Here is a 14,804-nt window from a genome sequence, read left to right on the forward strand (position 1 = left end):
GTGGGACCGGACCGGCGTGCATACGTACGCTGGCGAATGGCACATGGTTTCACCCTCGCCGCCCGCGCTCACGCTGCATTGCCGCATAACGCAAACGCGCGCCGGAGCGGCACGCGATGCAACAATGATGCCATGAACATTCAACTCAACGGCACTCCACGCTCGCTTCCCGATAACTTGCTGCTGGCCACCCTGCTGGAGCAGGAAGGCTTAGCACAGCGCCGCGTTGCGGTAGAGGTCAATGGCGAAATCGTGTCACGTGGACGGCACGCAGAACACGCCTTGCGCGAGGGCGACGTGGTGGAAATCGTGCACGCACTGGGCGGCGGTTGATGCGCCGCGCAGGCGGCGCAGCTGCGCCCGATCGGTGATAATTGCCGCATGACGAACCCCGCCCCCTCTGATGCGCTGGTTATCGCCGGCAAACGCTACCGTTCGCGCCTGCTCACTGGCACCGGCAAGTTCAAGGATCTGGACGAAACCCGGCTGGCCACCGAAGCCGCCGCGGCCGACATCGTGACCGTTGCCATTCGCCGAGTGAACATCGGCCAGGACCCCAACGCGCCCAGCCTGCTGGATGTGCTGCCGCCGGATCGCTACACGCTGCTGCCCAACACCGCCGGCTGCTACACCGCCGAGGACGCAGTGCGCACCTGCCGGTTGGCGCGCGAACTGCTGGACGGCCACAACCTCACCAAGTTGGAAGTGCTCGGCGACGAGAAGACGCTGTACCCGGATGTGGTGCAGACGCTCAAGGCCGCCGAACAACTGGTCGCCGACGGATTCGAAGTGATGGTCTACACCTCCGACGATCCGATCCTGGCCAAGCGCCTCGAGGAAATCGGCTGCGTGGCGGTGATGCCGCTGGCCGCGCCGATCGGTTCGGGGTTGGGCATCCAGAACAAGTACAACCTGCTGGAAATCATCGAAAACGCCAAGGTGCCGATCATTGTCGATGCCGGCGTGGGCACCGCCTCGGATGCGGCGATTGCGATGGAACTGGGCTGCGATGGCGTGCTGATGAATACCGCCATTGCCGGTGCGCGCAACCCGATCCTGATGGCCAGCGCGATGCGCAAGGCGATCGAGGCCGGACGGGAAGCGTTTCTGGCCGGGCGGATTCCCCGCAAGCGTTATGCATCGGCATCGAGCCCAGTGGATGGCGTGATTGGATGATGGGGTGGTCTGCGTTGACATGGCGGCCGAGGCGCAATGATTGGCAGTGCCGCGTGCGAGATATGACCGCTGCCGGATCCCGCGTTGCTGCGAGCGCCCCCTCACGCCGTACCCTCACCCCAACCCCCGCTCCGCGCCCCGGCCCGCGCCTGCGTCGCAGGCGCTCCCAGGCACGCGCGCCCATGGCGCGCAAACTGTGCCTCCTCGCCCCGGTGGGCGAGAGGCTTTGTTATCTGATGTGACCGGCTTTCATGACTGACCCTTTCACCAGCGACGGCGCCAAGATGCCGCCCAAGCCCTTCACCATCGAAGAAGGCCGCCGGCAGGTGCGCAGCTTCGTGCTGCGCCAGGGCCGCTTCACGCCGGCGCAGCAACGCGCATTCGATGAGCTGTGGCCGCGTTTCGGGCTGGATTACCTCGGTACGCCGCGTGATCTGGCTGCCACCTTCGGGCGCGATGCGCACAAGGTGCTGGAGATCGGCTTCGGTAATGGTGCGGCGTTGCGCTTTGCCGCGCAGCAGGACACGAGCCGCGATTACATCGGCATCGAGGTGCATGCGCCCGGTGTGGGCCGCCTGCTCAACGCGCTGGATGAGGACGGCAGCACGCATGTGCGCCTGTATCACCACGATGCGGTGGAAGTGCTGGAACACGAGATCGCCGATGGTGTGCTGGACGAAGTACGCATCTATTTCCCCGATCCGTGGCACAAGAAGCGGCATAACAAGCGCCGCCTGATCCAGCCGGCGTTTGCGCAGTTGCTGGTGCGCAAGCTGCGCAACGGCGGCCGCCTGCATGCCGCCACCGATTGGGCCGATTACGCCGAACAGATGTGGGACGTGCTCGATGCCACCCCGGGCCTGGTCAATCGCGCAGGCCCGCGCGGCCACGTCGAACGCCCGGCCTGGCGCCCGCAAACCCACTTCGAAACGCGCGGCCAGAAGCTCGGCCACGGCGTGTGGGATCTGGTGTATGACCGGGATTCGGGAATCGGGATTGGGGATTCGTAACAGCGGCATGCCCGGCAACCAGATGCTTCAGCGCTTTTAACCAATCCCACTCACGAATCACGAATCCCGGCACCCAATGGACACCGCGCTGACGCTGACCAACGATATGAAGCTCGTCCTCGGGCTGGTCGGTTTCACGATGGCGATGTTCCTGTTCGAGCGCATTCGCGCCGACGTGGTGGCATTGATCGTGCTGGTGGTACTGGGTGTCACCGGGTTGGTAGCGCCGGAAGAATTGTTCGGTGGTTTTTCCGGTAATGCGGTGATGAGCATCATCGCCACCACCATTCTGGGCGCGGGCCTGGAACGCACCGGTGCGTTGAACCGGCTGGCGACCTGGTTGTTGCGGCGTTCGCACGGCAGCGAACAGCGCCTGATGATGATGACGCTGGCCATCTCCGGCTTGAACTCGTCATTCATGCAGAACCCGTCAGTGATGGCCTTGTACCTGCCGGTCGCCTCGCGCCTGGCCGCACGCACCGGACTCACCTTGCAGCGCATGTTGTTGCCGATCGCCGCCGCCATCGTGATGGGCGGCGCGCTCACCATGGTCGGCAATTCACCGCTGATCCTGCTCAACGACCTGCTGGTGTCGGCCAACAACAACCTGCCCTCGGGCATGGCCAGCATCGAGCCGTTGACGATGTTCGCGCCACTGCCGATCGGCGTGGCCTTGTTGATCGCCGCGTTGCTGTACTTCCGGTTCTACGGCGACCGCAAACTGATCGAAGAAGAACAGCTGATCAACGAAGGTGTCACGCCCTCGCGCACCGAAAGCTATTTCGCCAAAACCTACGGCATCGACGGCGATGTGTTCGAGCTGATCGTCACTGCCGAAAGCCCGCTGGTGGGCATGACCCTGGGCGAAGCCGAAGCCTTGCACGATGCGCCGTTGCTGCTTGCGCTCAAGACCGGCAACGACACCCGCCTGGCACCGCCGGCTGATATGCGCATCTGGGTCGGCAGCGTGCTCGGTGCGATGGGGCCGCGCCAGGAAGTGGCCGACTTTGCGCAAAACCAATTCCTGCGCATGTCCTCGCGGCTGCGCAACCTGGGCGACTTGTTCAACCCCAGCCTGGCCGGCATTTCCGAGGCGGTGATCCCGCCCAATTCGCGGCTGATCGGCAAGAGCGCCGCCGAATTGCGCCTGCGCAAGCAGGCCGGCATCAGCCTGCTGGCGATCAACCGCGACAAGCAGGTCATCCGCGAGGACGTGCGCAGCGTGCCGTTGCGCGCCGGCGACATGCTGGTCTTCCACAGCATCTGGCAGGACCTGGCGCAGGCTGCGGAAAGCCGCGATTTCGTGCCGGTGACCGACTTTCCCAAAGGCGAACAGCGCCCGCACAAGTTCAAGATCGCGATGGCGATCTTCGCCTTCACCATCCTGATTGCATTGACCTCGCGCCTGCCGGTGGCGCTGACGCTGATGACCGGCGTGGCCTGCATGCTGGTCAGCGGCGTGTTGCGCATGGACGAGGCCTACGCATCGATCAACTGGAAAACCATCTTCATGATGGCCGGCCTGATTCCGCTGGGCTGGGCGATGGACAGCAGTGGTACTGCTGCCTGGGTCGCCGGCCACACCATCGATCGCCTGCCCGAAGGCATCCCGGTGTGGGCGCTGGAAATCAGCCTGGCGTTGCTGACCACTGCGTTCTCGCTGGTGATCAGCCATGTCGGCGCGACCATCGTGATGGTGCCGATTGCGGTCAATCTGGCGCTGGCGGCCAACGGCAACCCGACCGCGTTTGCCCTGATCGTGGCGTTGTCGGCGTCCAATAATTTAATGACCGCGTCCAACCCGGTGATCTCGATGGTGGCCGGACCGGCCAACTACCAACCGCGCGAACTGTGGCGCGTGGGCGCGCCGTTGTCGCTGATCTACATCGTGGTGATGGTGTCGATGATCAACCTGATGTTCTGGTGGGCGGCGCGCTAATCCGGCGTCGCACTTTTAGAGCGGCTAACCACACCGCATCAGCAATCGTTCTTGGCGCTTACCCCAGCAGCACCTGCTCGTCCTCAACCCGTACCGGCACCGCACACAGCGATTGACCGCGGCACGGGCCGCTGACGCATTCGCCAGCGTTCAATTCGAATGCCGCACCGTGCGCGGCGCAGACCAACTGCCCTTCCTTGGTCTTGAGGAACTGGCCCGGCGCCCAGTCCAACCGGCGGCCAGCATGCGGGCAGATGTTCAACCAAGCGCGGACCTGCGTGCCTTCGCGATACAGCACCAGCGATTCGGCGCCGCTATCCAAGCGTGCTTCGACTTCCAAAAACCCGGCATCGGGAATCTGCGTCAACGTGGCAAGCGTGGTGGGCGATGGCGACGACATGCAAGGGACCGGCAACGAGGAACCTGGATTGTGGCATGCAGTCTTGGGCAGCATTGATGAGCCTGAGTCGGCGGCTGAGCATTGAGAGAAGACGACAGCAACAGCGGACAACCGGCTACAACTGGACCTGCTGGCGCCTTTCCACGCGTGCCGCCTGTGATCGTCGCCGCAAATCGCGGTGTCAATTAACGAAGTTTTCACTCAATGACATGAAACCGCAACGATACTGCGCGCTTGTTTCCTGACCGGCAGCCCACCGCCATGCCCGCTCGTATCTTCCAATTCGGCAACCTCCACCACCTGTTTGCGCCGCGCAAGCCGCGTCACCCGTTGGTACGCGTTGCCGCCGGCCTGGCTGGTCTGGTCATCCTTGCGGTGCTGATTTTTTTTAGCGTGTTCGTTGGCGCGGCAATGATCCTGGGCGGCATCGCCTGGAAGTTGTTGAGCAGGTCGAGCCGCCGCACGCCACAGCAGACGCGTGTGGTCGACGCCGAATACCACGTGGTGCGCAAGCCCGCATTGCCCTTGTCGCACTGACATCTTCGCTGACGGCATCGCTGCGCAGCCGGCCGGTCTGCGCAGTTGCTCTCCGGATGGGCGCGTGCCCGTATCGATGACGATTCTTTCCGGCAAGCCACACTGATGTTCTGAGCGCTTGGATTTCTGAGCGCTTGCCGCGCTTTAGCATTCCCACGTTGCTGGGCGATGCGTTGATTGGTCAGGCGCGCACCTGACGCTGCATCGAGCACCAGTGCACCACACGGCGCGACTCTCCTTAATCAACGCCGCAGCAGCGCGCATCGCGCTTGATCGAACGCCAGCAGCGCGACGCTCGTGCTGTTTTGGATTCGTCAGTGTCTCGTTGTACGCGCCACAACTTGAGCTAGTGTTGCTGCCGGCCGCTTTGTAGCGTCTGCCATCGCGGCCGTGTCATGCAATGTGCGCACGCGCAACGGTTCCGTCGTACACAAGCAAAACGCTAGACTCATGCGTCTGTGTTCTTGAGGATGCGCGCATGACCCATGATGTGATTCCCGCCGCTGATGTTCCGCGCATTCCCGTAGTGGGCGGTGGCAGTTTTCCGGTGCACCGCATCTACTGCGTGGGGCGCAATTTTGCCGACCATGCGCGCGAGATGGGCGCCTCCGCACCAGCCTCCAAAGCAGAGCGCGGCCAGCCCACCTTTTTCATGAAGCCTGCCGATGCCATCGTGGTCGGCCACGGCGACCAGATTCCCTACCCGCCCGGCACCAAGGAGTTGCACCACGAAGTGGAGCTGGTGGTGGCACTGGGCAGCGATGCGCCGGCCGGCGAGTTGCCGGTGGAACAGGCCGAACGCCTGATATACGGCTACGGTGTGGGGCTGGATCTGACCCGCCGCGATCTGCAGGCCGCGGCCAAGGCCAAGGGTCTGCCGTGGGATATCGCCAAGGGCTTCGATCACTCCGCACCGATCAGCGAGCTGGTGCATGCCGGCGAAGTCGGCGCGCTAGAGGCCTTGAATCTTTCGCTGGAGGTCAATGGGCAGGTGCGTCAGCAGTCGTTGCTGGATCAGATGATCTGGAACGTGCCGGAGATCCTGCACGAGCTGTCCAAGCTCTATGCATTGCGCGCAGGCGATCTGATTTTCATGGGCACGCCGGCCAGCGTGGGCCCGCTGCTGCCGGGCGACCGGTTCAGTGCGCGCCTGGAAAACGTCGCCGAACGCCACGGCATCATCGCGGGCTGACATCGGGCCCGCTACGATCGGGCTGCGGCAGTTGGTCCGCGACCGCAGTTGGAGTGCAGTATGGGAATGGTCAGCGAATTCAAGCAATTCGCAATGCGCGGCAATGTCATCGACCTGGCGGTCGGTGTGGTCATCGGTGCGGCGTTCGGCAAGATCGTCACCGCGCTGGTGGAGAAAATCATCATGCCGCCGATTGGCTGGGCCATCGGCAACGTGGATTTTTCGCGCCTGGCGTGGGTGCTCAAGCCGGCCAGCGTCGATGCCACCGGCAAGGAAATTCCGGCGGTTGCGATTGGCTACGGCGATTTCATCAACACCGTCGTGCAGTTCGTGATCATCGCCTTCGCGATCTTTCTGGTTGTCAAGTTGATCAACCGCGTGACCCATCGCAAGCCGGATGCCCCGAAGGCCCCGAGCGAGGAAGTGCTGTTGCTGCGCGAGATTCGCGACTCACTCAAGAACGACACGCTTAAATCGCCGGGCGCGCTGTAAGCAGGCACAACCAATTGAGGCATGCTGGCGCGCACTTCGCGCAGAAGGATGACCTTTCGCACGCAGACGGGGGACTTCGCGCTGATAAGCTCGGCGTCCTCTCATCGTTGGAGCCGCCCTGCATGCGTCGCCTCGCTGTTGCCATCTCTGCCCTACTCGCCTGCTCCTCCGCATTCGCCGCACAGACCAGCATCCCCGACAGCGCATTGCGCACCGCCGCGCAGCTACGCGAGCAAGCGCTGGCCGACAGCACCGGCTTTGCGGTGGTCCAATCATTGACCACCGAAGTGGGCCCGCGCATTGCCGGTGGCGAAGCGGGCTTGCGTGCGGTGGCCTGGGCCAAGGCGAAATTCACTGCGCTGGGCTTCGACAAGGTGTGGACCGAGCCGGTGACCTTTCCGAAATGGGAACGTCGCAGCGAACGCGCTGCCGTGCTCGGTGCGCATGCGCAGCCGCTGACCATCACCGCACTGGGCGGCAGCCCGGGCGGCACCGTCGAAGGCGAGGTAGTGCGCTTCGAGAATTTGGCTGCGTTGCAGGCCGCGCCGGCCGGCTCGCTGGCCGGCAAGATCGCGTTTGTCGATTATCAGATGGTCAAGGCGCGCGACGGCAAGGATTACGGCAACGGCGGCGCGGTGCGCAGCAAGGGCCCGTCGGAAGCGATCCGCAAAGGCGCCATTGGCTTTGTCATGCGCTCGGCCGGCACCGACTCGCACCGCGTGCCGCACACTGGCATCACCCGCTTCGATGAAGGCCTGACGCCGGTGCAGGCTGCAGCGCTGTCGGTGCCCGATGCCAATCAACTCGCGCGACTCACCGCACTGGGCAGCACGCGCGTGCGGCTGGCGCTGGATTGCGGCTGGGACGGCACGGCCACCTCGTACAACGTGATTGGCGAAATTACCGGGCGCAGCAGGCCCAAGGAAGTGGTTGTCATCGGTGGTCATCTGGATTCGTGGGATCTGGGCACCGGCGCGATCGACGACGGCGCCGGCGTGGCGATCACCATGGCCGCCGGCCACCTGATCGGCCAACTCAAGCAGGCCCCCAAGCGCACCATTCGCGTGGTGGCCTTCGCCAACGAGGAGCAGGGTCTGTACGGCGGCAAGGCGTATGCGGCAGCGCACGGCAAGGATGCCAAGGACATGGCGCTGCATCAGATCGGCGCGGAAAGTGACTTCGGCGCCGGGCGCATCTACGCATTCAACACCGGCGCGGCTGCGCCAGACGACTCGCGTGCAGCAACCAAGCAGATTGCCGAGGTGCTTGCACCGCTGGGCATCGCGTATGAACCGAGCAAGGGCGGCCCTGGTCCGGATGTCGGGCCGATTTCTGCCAAGGGTGGTGCCTGGGGATGGCTGGCGCAGGATGGCACCGACTACTTCGACCTGCACAACACCGCCGACGACACGCTGGACAAGATCGACCCGAAGGCGCTCGCGCAGAACGTGGCCGCTTACACCGTGTTCGCATATCTGGCCGCAGAAGCCGATGGCGACTTCGGCAGCCGCGCGAAGAGCGTGCAACCACCGAACGAGTAAGCGACGCGCAATGTCTGGCGCGTGCGTCGGGTGCTGGGTGTAGGCAGTGCCTTGCTGATCTGCAAGCGCCAGATGCATGCAAGAATCGCAGCAGGCCGGGCGATGGTGATTGCGTAGATCGGCTTGTTCGTCCAGCAAGTGGCAGTTGCTTTGAAGCAGCTGCCACTCGCAATGCGTCACGCCAGGTGGGCACGCATCACGTGCTCGGCAGCGGCGCATACATGTTCTGCGCAGCGGTGACGCATCGCCGCCGCTGGCACTGCACAACGCGCTTGATTGGTTGCTTTTGGTTGTCGCCTTAAACCTCGAATCTGTAGCGCGCATTCGCTTCTACCCAGGATGAGCACACACAATGGTGGCCAAGCGGCAAGGCAGTGCGAACAATGCGGCGACGTTGTTGGATGTCGCCAAACACGCCGGCGTCTCGCCGATGACCGCTTCGCGCGTAATCAACCGCCACCCGCATGTGGGCGAAGCGATGCGCGTGCGTGTGGAGGCGTCGGTGCAGGCATTGGGCTACCGGCCCAATCTCGCCGGCCGCTCGTTACGCACCAGCGGGTTGCTGCGTATCGGCGTGTTGTATAGCAACCCCAGCGCGGCCTATCTCAATCAATTCATGCTCGGCTTGCTCGAGCAGAGCAGCCTCACTGGTAGCCAGGTCATGGTGGAAAAGTGCGGCGCCATCCGCAGCCAGCGAGCGGCCACCGAGCGCCTGCTCGCTGCCGGCGTCGATGGCGTCATCCTGCCGCCGCCGTTATGCGATTCGCGCCAGACCATTGCCGAACTCGATGCACGCGGCATCCCGGTGGTGGCGGTGGCCAGCGGCGCACCCATGGCGCAAATCAGCTCGGTGCGGATCGACGACTACCAGGCTGCCCGCGCCATCGTCGACCACCTGATCGAACTCGGGCATCGTCGCATCGCGTTGATCAAGGGCGACCCCAAACACACCCCGAGCGCACTACGCGCCAACGGCTATCTCGACAGCTTGCAGGCTGCCGGTTTACCTGTCGCAGATGCATTGATCGCCGAAGGGTTGTTCACCTACCACTCCGGGCTGCTCGCCGCGCGCAGCCTGTTGGCGCAGCCGCAACCCGCAACTGCGATCTTTTGCAGCAACGACGACATGGCCGCCGCAGCGGTGGCGGTTGCGCATGGCTTGGGCTTGGGCTTGCGCGTGCCCGAAGATGTCTCCATCGCCGGCTTCGACGATACGCCGGTGGCCACGACCATCTGGCCCGAACTCACCACCGTGCATCAACCGGTCACCGCGATGGGCCGCGCCGCCGTCTCGTTGCTGGCCGATGCGATTCGTCAACGCCGCAAGGGCGACACCGCCCCCGGCGTGCATCAGGTGATGAAGTACACGCTGGTCAAGCGTGGCTCAACGGCGGGGCCGCCTAAGGTGTAGCGCGACACCGTGAAGTCCCAACACAACTGATTCGCTAGTGGCGCACGACATCGACCTGGGCAACGCCCAGCAGGCCGGTCAACGGAACCATTGCCTTGCGTTGTTTGGGATCAGCGGCCAAGCCCTGACTGCGCAGGGCATCCAGCAAGCGCTCGGCCAGTGGCATCACCATATGGCGCCCCCAACAGCGCTCGGACGCATGCCCGAATGGCAAATAGCCCGGGTGATTGTCCGGATCGAGATGATCCCAGCGTTCTGGCCGAAACGCTTCCGGAGCCTCCCACAGCGCGGGATCGCGATGACTCAGCAATGGCAGCACCAGCACATCGTCGCCACTGCCGATGCGGCTATCAAGCGCAGGATATCCGGCGATGCGTTACGCAGGATGTTCCATGACGGCGGCAGCAAGCGCAGCGATTCGTAGACGATATGACGGCTGGGCACTGCTGGATCGAAGGGCGATCCCAGCCATAGCGCATTCGCCACCAGTGTCGAAATACTGAGACACACCGGCGCCGCCGTGCGCCGATACAAGCCCATTGCGTAGCGGCGCTCATCGTAGCTGCCGGCTGCTGCGGTCAACGTGGCCAGGGCCGAGGCGTTGTACTGCAGTTTGAACGGCATTGCCGCGCCGGCGGCGATGACAGCCCAAGTCAACTTCGGCGTCAACTGAAGCATGCGATCCATCAACAGGCGCAATCGCAGCGGATCGCCAGCCAACAACAGATCGCGCAGATACACATGACCCACGTGCGGCCATGGCCCGCATAAATCCAGGTCAGCCGACACAGGACGCTTCAACGCTTCGCGCACATCGCGCCCGAGAGCCTGCATCAGTTTGGAAGCGTCAGTGCGCGGGATCGAGCGCCCATGCAGCGGCTTGAAGGTGGGTCGCTCCGCTTCGGTCGCCGCACGCGCATCAAGCAATCGGTGCGTCAACTCGGCACCAGCAACGCCCACCGTATCTGCATCCAGCCGGAAAACCTCCTTGCCGACGTGCTCGCCCAACAGCGCCTGCAAGCGCGGTGCGAACACCGTCGCCCTGGCAAACCCATCAGCGCTGGAAGCAAGCATGTGCCCTCCTGCTCGGTGATGCCCGCGTCCGGCAGTGCCACACCTCGCGCGGGCGAGGTCGTACTAACTCACATTACGAAGAACGCTACGAAAACACGGTGCGGCTGCCATTGCCATGGCACAGCCGCAACGCGCTTCGAGCCATTTAAAAATATTCGGTCCAAGAGGCGGACTTGAGACTCTTGCGAGAGGCCAGCATGTGCTTGATCGAAAAAAGTATCTTCATGAGCGAAATCCTTATGTAAGGAGGGATTGCCCTTTCGGGGGACTTTATCAAATACACAATCAGCGGATACTTGCGTGCGAGCGATAATGGTTGAGCCCGCAACACGAATGCTACGCATGGCTGACCGACCATGCAACGGCAGAAACTTGCGTGTGTGCACACATTCATCGACGGCCCATGCTTGCACGAGCTCCGCATCGCCTTGGAAATCAAAATTTCGCCTGAGTAGCCCTAACCCTCAGCCAGACTTTTGCTCGAGCCCTGCAAACAGCGTGGTTTTCCTGATGTTTTCCATGCTGTGCGCTTTCGGCATCGCTGACGCGAGGAGCCGGTCCGACGTTTCCAGCCAGGACGTCATCGTGACCTTCTATCGCGCTGGTTTCGCGATAAGTGCGCAGGTGCTGCAGCTGAAGGTCAGGGCGAATCAGGAAATGCGCAAACCCATTGTTGAACATAGCGCCCGGACGATGGCACTCCATCGACGATAAGCAAAGAAGGCACGCAACGGCATCTCAACTGCCAGCACGAGTGGACAGGCGTCGGCGCCACACGCAAAAAAAACCGCATCGCTTCCCGACGATGCGGCCGAATGGGAGGGTGTTGGGCGTTACCGCTGAACGGACTGCAGCGCCGTATCAAACGGCGACGGGAAGAATGCACAATGACCGCTTGGATAGGCATGACAGAACAGCATATGCATCACGGCGCGGGGGTTGCGCCGTGTCGCACATCGATGCATTTCATTCAGCGCATCACATCAGAAGCGCAAACGCAGACCTGCGTAGTAGCGGCGCTCGAAGATGTTCTGGTCGAAGTAGTGATTGGTCCACTGCGCGTACCGGCGCTCGCTTTCACCGGTCAGGTTGGTGGCCTGGGCGTACAAGGTCAGGTGTTCGTTGACGTCATAGCTCAACGACGCATCCAGATAGCCGACGTCATCATTCCAGATCGCCAGCTCATCGCCCCATGCGGAACTATTGACCTGACTGAAACGCTTGCTGCGCCAGTTGTAGGCCACCCGCGCCTGCAGCTTGTCCTTCTGATACCACAGCACCGCGTTGGCCTGATGCTTGGAGTTGTCGCCGATCGGCAGCGTGTTGCCCTCGATGTCGGCGTTGTCGGTATCGGCATCGGAGAAGGTGTAGTTGATGTTGGTGCCGAAGCCGCTCCACCAGCCCGGCAGGAAATCGAAGGCCTGCTGGTAGCCGATTTCGAAACCCTTGATCTTGCCGCCACCACCATTGACGATGCGCTCGACCGGACCGCCCGCGCGCACGACGCCATCCGCATCGGGCAATGGCTCGATGTTGGTGACGGTGGTGGGGAACGACTTCACATCGATAAGGAACGCACCGACGCTGATCAACGAGGCATCGGCGAAATACCATTCCCACGAGGCGTTGTAGTTGGTGGCGCGATACGGATCCAGATCCGGATTGCCCGAGCGGCCGTTGAGAAACAGCACCGCATCCGATGGCAGCGACGGGTTACGTGGCGGCGTGCCGTTGACCGCATAGAAGCTCACCAGACCGCGTCCCAGATCCGGCAGATCCTGACGCGCAACCGCCTTGTTGTAGGCAAAGCGCAGCTTCTGCGCGTCGGTGATGTCCAGCGACAGATTGGCGCTGGGCAGCACATCGGTGTACTGACGATTGAGGCGGCTGGTGCCGATCGCCGGACTGACGCCATTCCATTCGACATTGCCGATGTAAACGTTGCCGCTGCTCAAGTACTGGTCGATTGCCAGCTTGGTCTGCACGATGCGTGCACCAATGTTGGCCGTCCACGGCACGCGCGTGCCGGTGCCGCCTTCCAGGTGGGCCATGAAATAGGCCGAGCTGGTTTTTTCGGTGACCTGATACGAATCGGCCGCCTGCTGATACGCCACGTTGCCCGGATACAAGCTGTTGAGATAGGCGATAGGGTCTTTCATTGCCTGCGGGTTGATCGCCGGCAGACCCTGGCTCCCCAGGCCAGTCACCTTGAGCGGATCGAAGTCGTTGAAATACGCCCAATAACCGGGAATCGAATTGAACGGCAGCAAGCGCGCTTCGGACACGCCACTGCAGGTATCCACAATCAGCGGATCCTTGTAGTAGTACAACGAACGGTTCGGGTCGGCGCAGCTGGACGACACCGGCGACAGATAACGATAGGTGTCCAGCTTGAAATCGCGCTCGCCATAGCGAATGCCGAACTGGAAGCCACGCACCACGCCCTCATCGAATTCGAAGGTGCCGTCGGCGCGCAATGCGTCCATCTTGGCCTCGATCTTGTTGCCCTGCGCCCAGGTGGACATCAGCTGCCAGTTGTCTGGATTGGACACATCGGTAGCGAGGTTCACCGCCGGATAGGTGCCGCGGAGATCCACCGATGCATCCACGGTGGGCAGGCCGTTGACGTTGGCCCACTGGGTCACGCCGCCGGCACGTGGGATCTGGTCGCCGCGCGTCACCGCCGCGTCGGCACGCGCCTCGTCGTAGGTGCGCTGCGCATCGCCATGCACCCAACGGAACGAAGCGCGGAACGGGCCACCGTCGTCGTAACGCAATTCCAGGCTGGTATTGAGCGCATCCGAATCGGCCACCCAAGCCATCGAATGCGCCTGAAAGCGGTTGTAACGGAAGTTGCCGTACTCCAGCACGCCATTGGAATCGACCACCGATCCGGGCTGCAACTGATTGGTCGCCCAACCGGTGTGCAGCTGCGCGGCAACCGAGGTGTCGTGGTCTTCGAGCTTGGTGTAGGCCGCGTCCGCCAACACCGTCCACGAAGCGTTGATGTTGAACTGGAAGGAGCCGTTGACGCCGGTGCGCTGGCGATCAGTGCTGCGGTTATCCAGTTCGGTGGCAACCCAATTGTAGAAATAGTCGCGTGGCAGATTACTCGGGTCGGTATTGCTGCCGATACGTCCATTGCCGTTGAAATCGAAACCGACGTCCTGTTCAGTGGATTTTTGTGCGCCGTTGGAATAGACGCTGGGATGCTTGTTTTCCAGTGTGGCGTCCGAATACGACACCGCCAGCAATGCACCCCAACGCTCGGTGCGGAAGCTGGCCAGCCCCGAATACAACGCGTTGGCCTTCTGCACCCGATCGCCGTACGAGCCTTCGGCCTGACCGCTGAAGGTCCAGCCTTCCGGCAGATCGAACGGTCTCCGCGTCTTCAACGAGACGGTGCCGCTGATGCCGCCATCCAGATCGGCGGCGGTGGGCGATTTGATGACGTCCACGCCAACGTCGGTGGAATATCCACGAAGTCCGGCTGTGCGCGGCCGATGTTCGGCTGACCATACTGATCGCCGCCACCTGCACTCAGATACAACTCACCATTCATGGTGGTCTGCACCTGCGGCATGCCGCGGATATTGAGCTGCGAACCTTCGCCGGCCGAGCGCCGGATCTGCACGCCAGGCACGCGCTGCAGCGAATCGGTGATGGTGACGTCGGGCAATTTGCCGATGTCTTCGGCAGAGATCGAATCGATGATCTGCGCGGCGCTGCGCTTGTTTTCGATGGCCTCGGCCTGCGCACCGCGCACGCCCTTGACCATCACCTTGTCCAGTTCGGTGACGCCTGGAGTGGTGGCAGTGTCTTGTGCGCTCGCACCGCCGGCAAGCAGGGTGAGCGCAGTCGCGAGTGCGGCGGCCAAATGGGGTATGGCGGGTGTTCGAATGCAGCTTGTTCATGGTCCCCTCCCAGGGATGACAAATCCACGACCGTTTCGACTGGCATTATCGGCACGGCAATGCGGTATTGGCTGACGCACCAGGCGGTGCGTCAGTGCGAGTACCGTGCACGGCACGG

Annotated in this window: 12 protein-coding genes and 3 pseudogenes; 10 read left to right on the top strand and 5 right to left on the bottom strand. The window is 62.8% G+C overall.

The genetic code is table 11. From position 1 onward, the window contains the following. Positions 1-132 precede the first annotated feature (132 nt). The 4 genes from thiS (at position 133) to KWO_RS18620 (ending at position 4,125) form a co-directional block, all read left to right on the top strand. Positions 133-333, top strand: a complete 201-nt coding sequence (gene thiS, locus KWO_RS18605; RefSeq protein WP_010378015.1) for a sulfur carrier protein ThiS — start codon at positions 133-135, stop codon at positions 331-333. A gap of 48 nt (positions 334-381) precedes the next feature. Then, on the top strand, positions 382-1,176 hold the full coding sequence (locus KWO_RS18610; RefSeq protein ID WP_010378013.1) for a thiazole synthase: 795 nt from the start codon (positions 382-384) through the stop codon (positions 1,174-1,176). 251 nt (positions 1,177-1,427) lie between these two features. Then, complete coding sequence (gene trmB / locus KWO_RS18615) at positions 1,428-2,186, top strand: tRNA (guanosine(46)-N7)-methyltransferase TrmB (RefSeq protein ID WP_010378010.1); 759 nt, start codon at positions 1,428-1,430, stop codon at positions 2,184-2,186. 76 nt (positions 2,187-2,262) lie between these two features. Beyond that, entirely contained in the window at positions 2,263-4,125 is a 1,863-nt protein-coding gene (locus tag KWO_RS18620) for an SLC13 family permease (protein ID WP_010370994.1), read from the top strand. A 58-nt stretch (positions 4,126-4,183) separates the two neighbouring features. Here the strand turns inward: KWO_RS18620 and KWO_RS18625 are convergent, their stop codons facing one another. Continuing rightward, positions 4,184-4,525 carry a Rieske (2Fe-2S) protein gene (locus KWO_RS18625; RefSeq protein WP_010378008.1) on the bottom strand — a complete coding sequence of 114 codons (342 nt, stop codon included), beginning with the start codon at positions 4,523-4,525 and terminating at the stop codon, positions 4,184-4,186. A 261-nt stretch (positions 4,526-4,786) separates the two neighbouring features. Here KWO_RS18625 and KWO_RS18630 point away from each other — a divergent pair, with 261 nt between their 5' ends. From KWO_RS18630 to KWO_RS18650, 5 genes are all read left to right on the top strand, one after another. Beyond that, positions 4,787-5,062, top strand: coding sequence for a hypothetical protein (locus tag KWO_RS18630; protein ID WP_010378006.1), 276 nt, complete (start codon positions 4,787-4,789; stop codon positions 5,060-5,062). 478 nt (positions 5,063-5,540) lie between these two features. Then, complete coding sequence (locus KWO_RS18635) at positions 5,541-6,254, top strand: fumarylacetoacetate hydrolase family protein (protein ID WP_010378004.1); 714 nt, start codon at positions 5,541-5,543, stop codon at positions 6,252-6,254. Between the two features lie 60 nt (positions 6,255-6,314). After that, positions 6,315-6,746, top strand: coding sequence for a large-conductance mechanosensitive channel protein MscL (gene mscL, locus KWO_RS18640; RefSeq protein ID WP_010370977.1), 432 nt, complete (start codon positions 6,315-6,317; stop codon positions 6,744-6,746). Positions 6,747-6,868: 122 nt separating this feature from the next. After that, on the top strand, positions 6,869-8,287 hold the full coding sequence (locus KWO_RS18645; RefSeq protein WP_017112628.1) for a M20/M25/M40 family metallo-hydrolase: 1,419 nt from the start codon (positions 6,869-6,871) through the stop codon (positions 8,285-8,287). 352 nt (positions 8,288-8,639) lie between these two features. Beyond that, a complete protein-coding gene (locus tag KWO_RS18650; RefSeq protein WP_010377998.1) occupies positions 8,640-9,698 on the top strand; it encodes a LacI family DNA-binding transcriptional regulator in 1,059 nt (352 codons plus the stop codon). Between the two features lie 229 nt (positions 9,699-9,927). Here KWO_RS18650 and KWO_RS23170 read toward each other — a convergent pair. The 3 genes and pseudogenes from KWO_RS23170 to KWO_RS23610 form a co-directional block, all read right to left on the bottom strand. Then, a pseudogene (locus KWO_RS23170) lies at positions 9,928-10,008 on the bottom strand (hypothetical protein); the annotation flags it as partial. Then, positions 9,982-10,772, bottom strand: a pseudogene (locus KWO_RS18655) (cytochrome P450); the annotation flags it as partial. The pseudogenes KWO_RS23170 and KWO_RS18655, both read right to left, overlap by 27 nt. Before the next feature lie 145 nt (positions 10,773-10,917). Then, positions 10,918-11,007, bottom strand: coding sequence for a tryptorubin family RiPP precursor (locus KWO_RS23610; protein ID WP_425478882.1), 90 nt, complete (start codon positions 11,005-11,007; stop codon positions 10,918-10,920). A 275-nt stretch (positions 11,008-11,282) separates the two neighbouring features. Between KWO_RS23610 and KWO_RS18665 the strand changes: the two genes are divergently transcribed. Continuing rightward, a complete protein-coding gene (locus tag KWO_RS18665) occupies positions 11,283-11,486 on the top strand; it encodes a hypothetical protein (protein ID WP_017112627.1) in 204 nt (67 codons plus the stop codon). Positions 11,487-11,755: 269 nt separating this feature from the next. Here the strand turns inward: KWO_RS18665 and KWO_RS18670 are convergent. Beyond that, positions 11,756-14,686 (bottom strand): annotated as a pseudogene (locus KWO_RS18670) (TonB-dependent receptor). Positions 14,687-14,804 lie beyond the last annotated feature (118 nt).

It is taken from the genome of Xanthomonas vasicola pv. musacearum NCPPB 4379 (assembly GCF_000277895.2).
Taxonomy (GTDB): domain Bacteria; phylum Pseudomonadota; class Gammaproteobacteria; order Xanthomonadales; family Xanthomonadaceae; genus Xanthomonas; species Xanthomonas vasicola.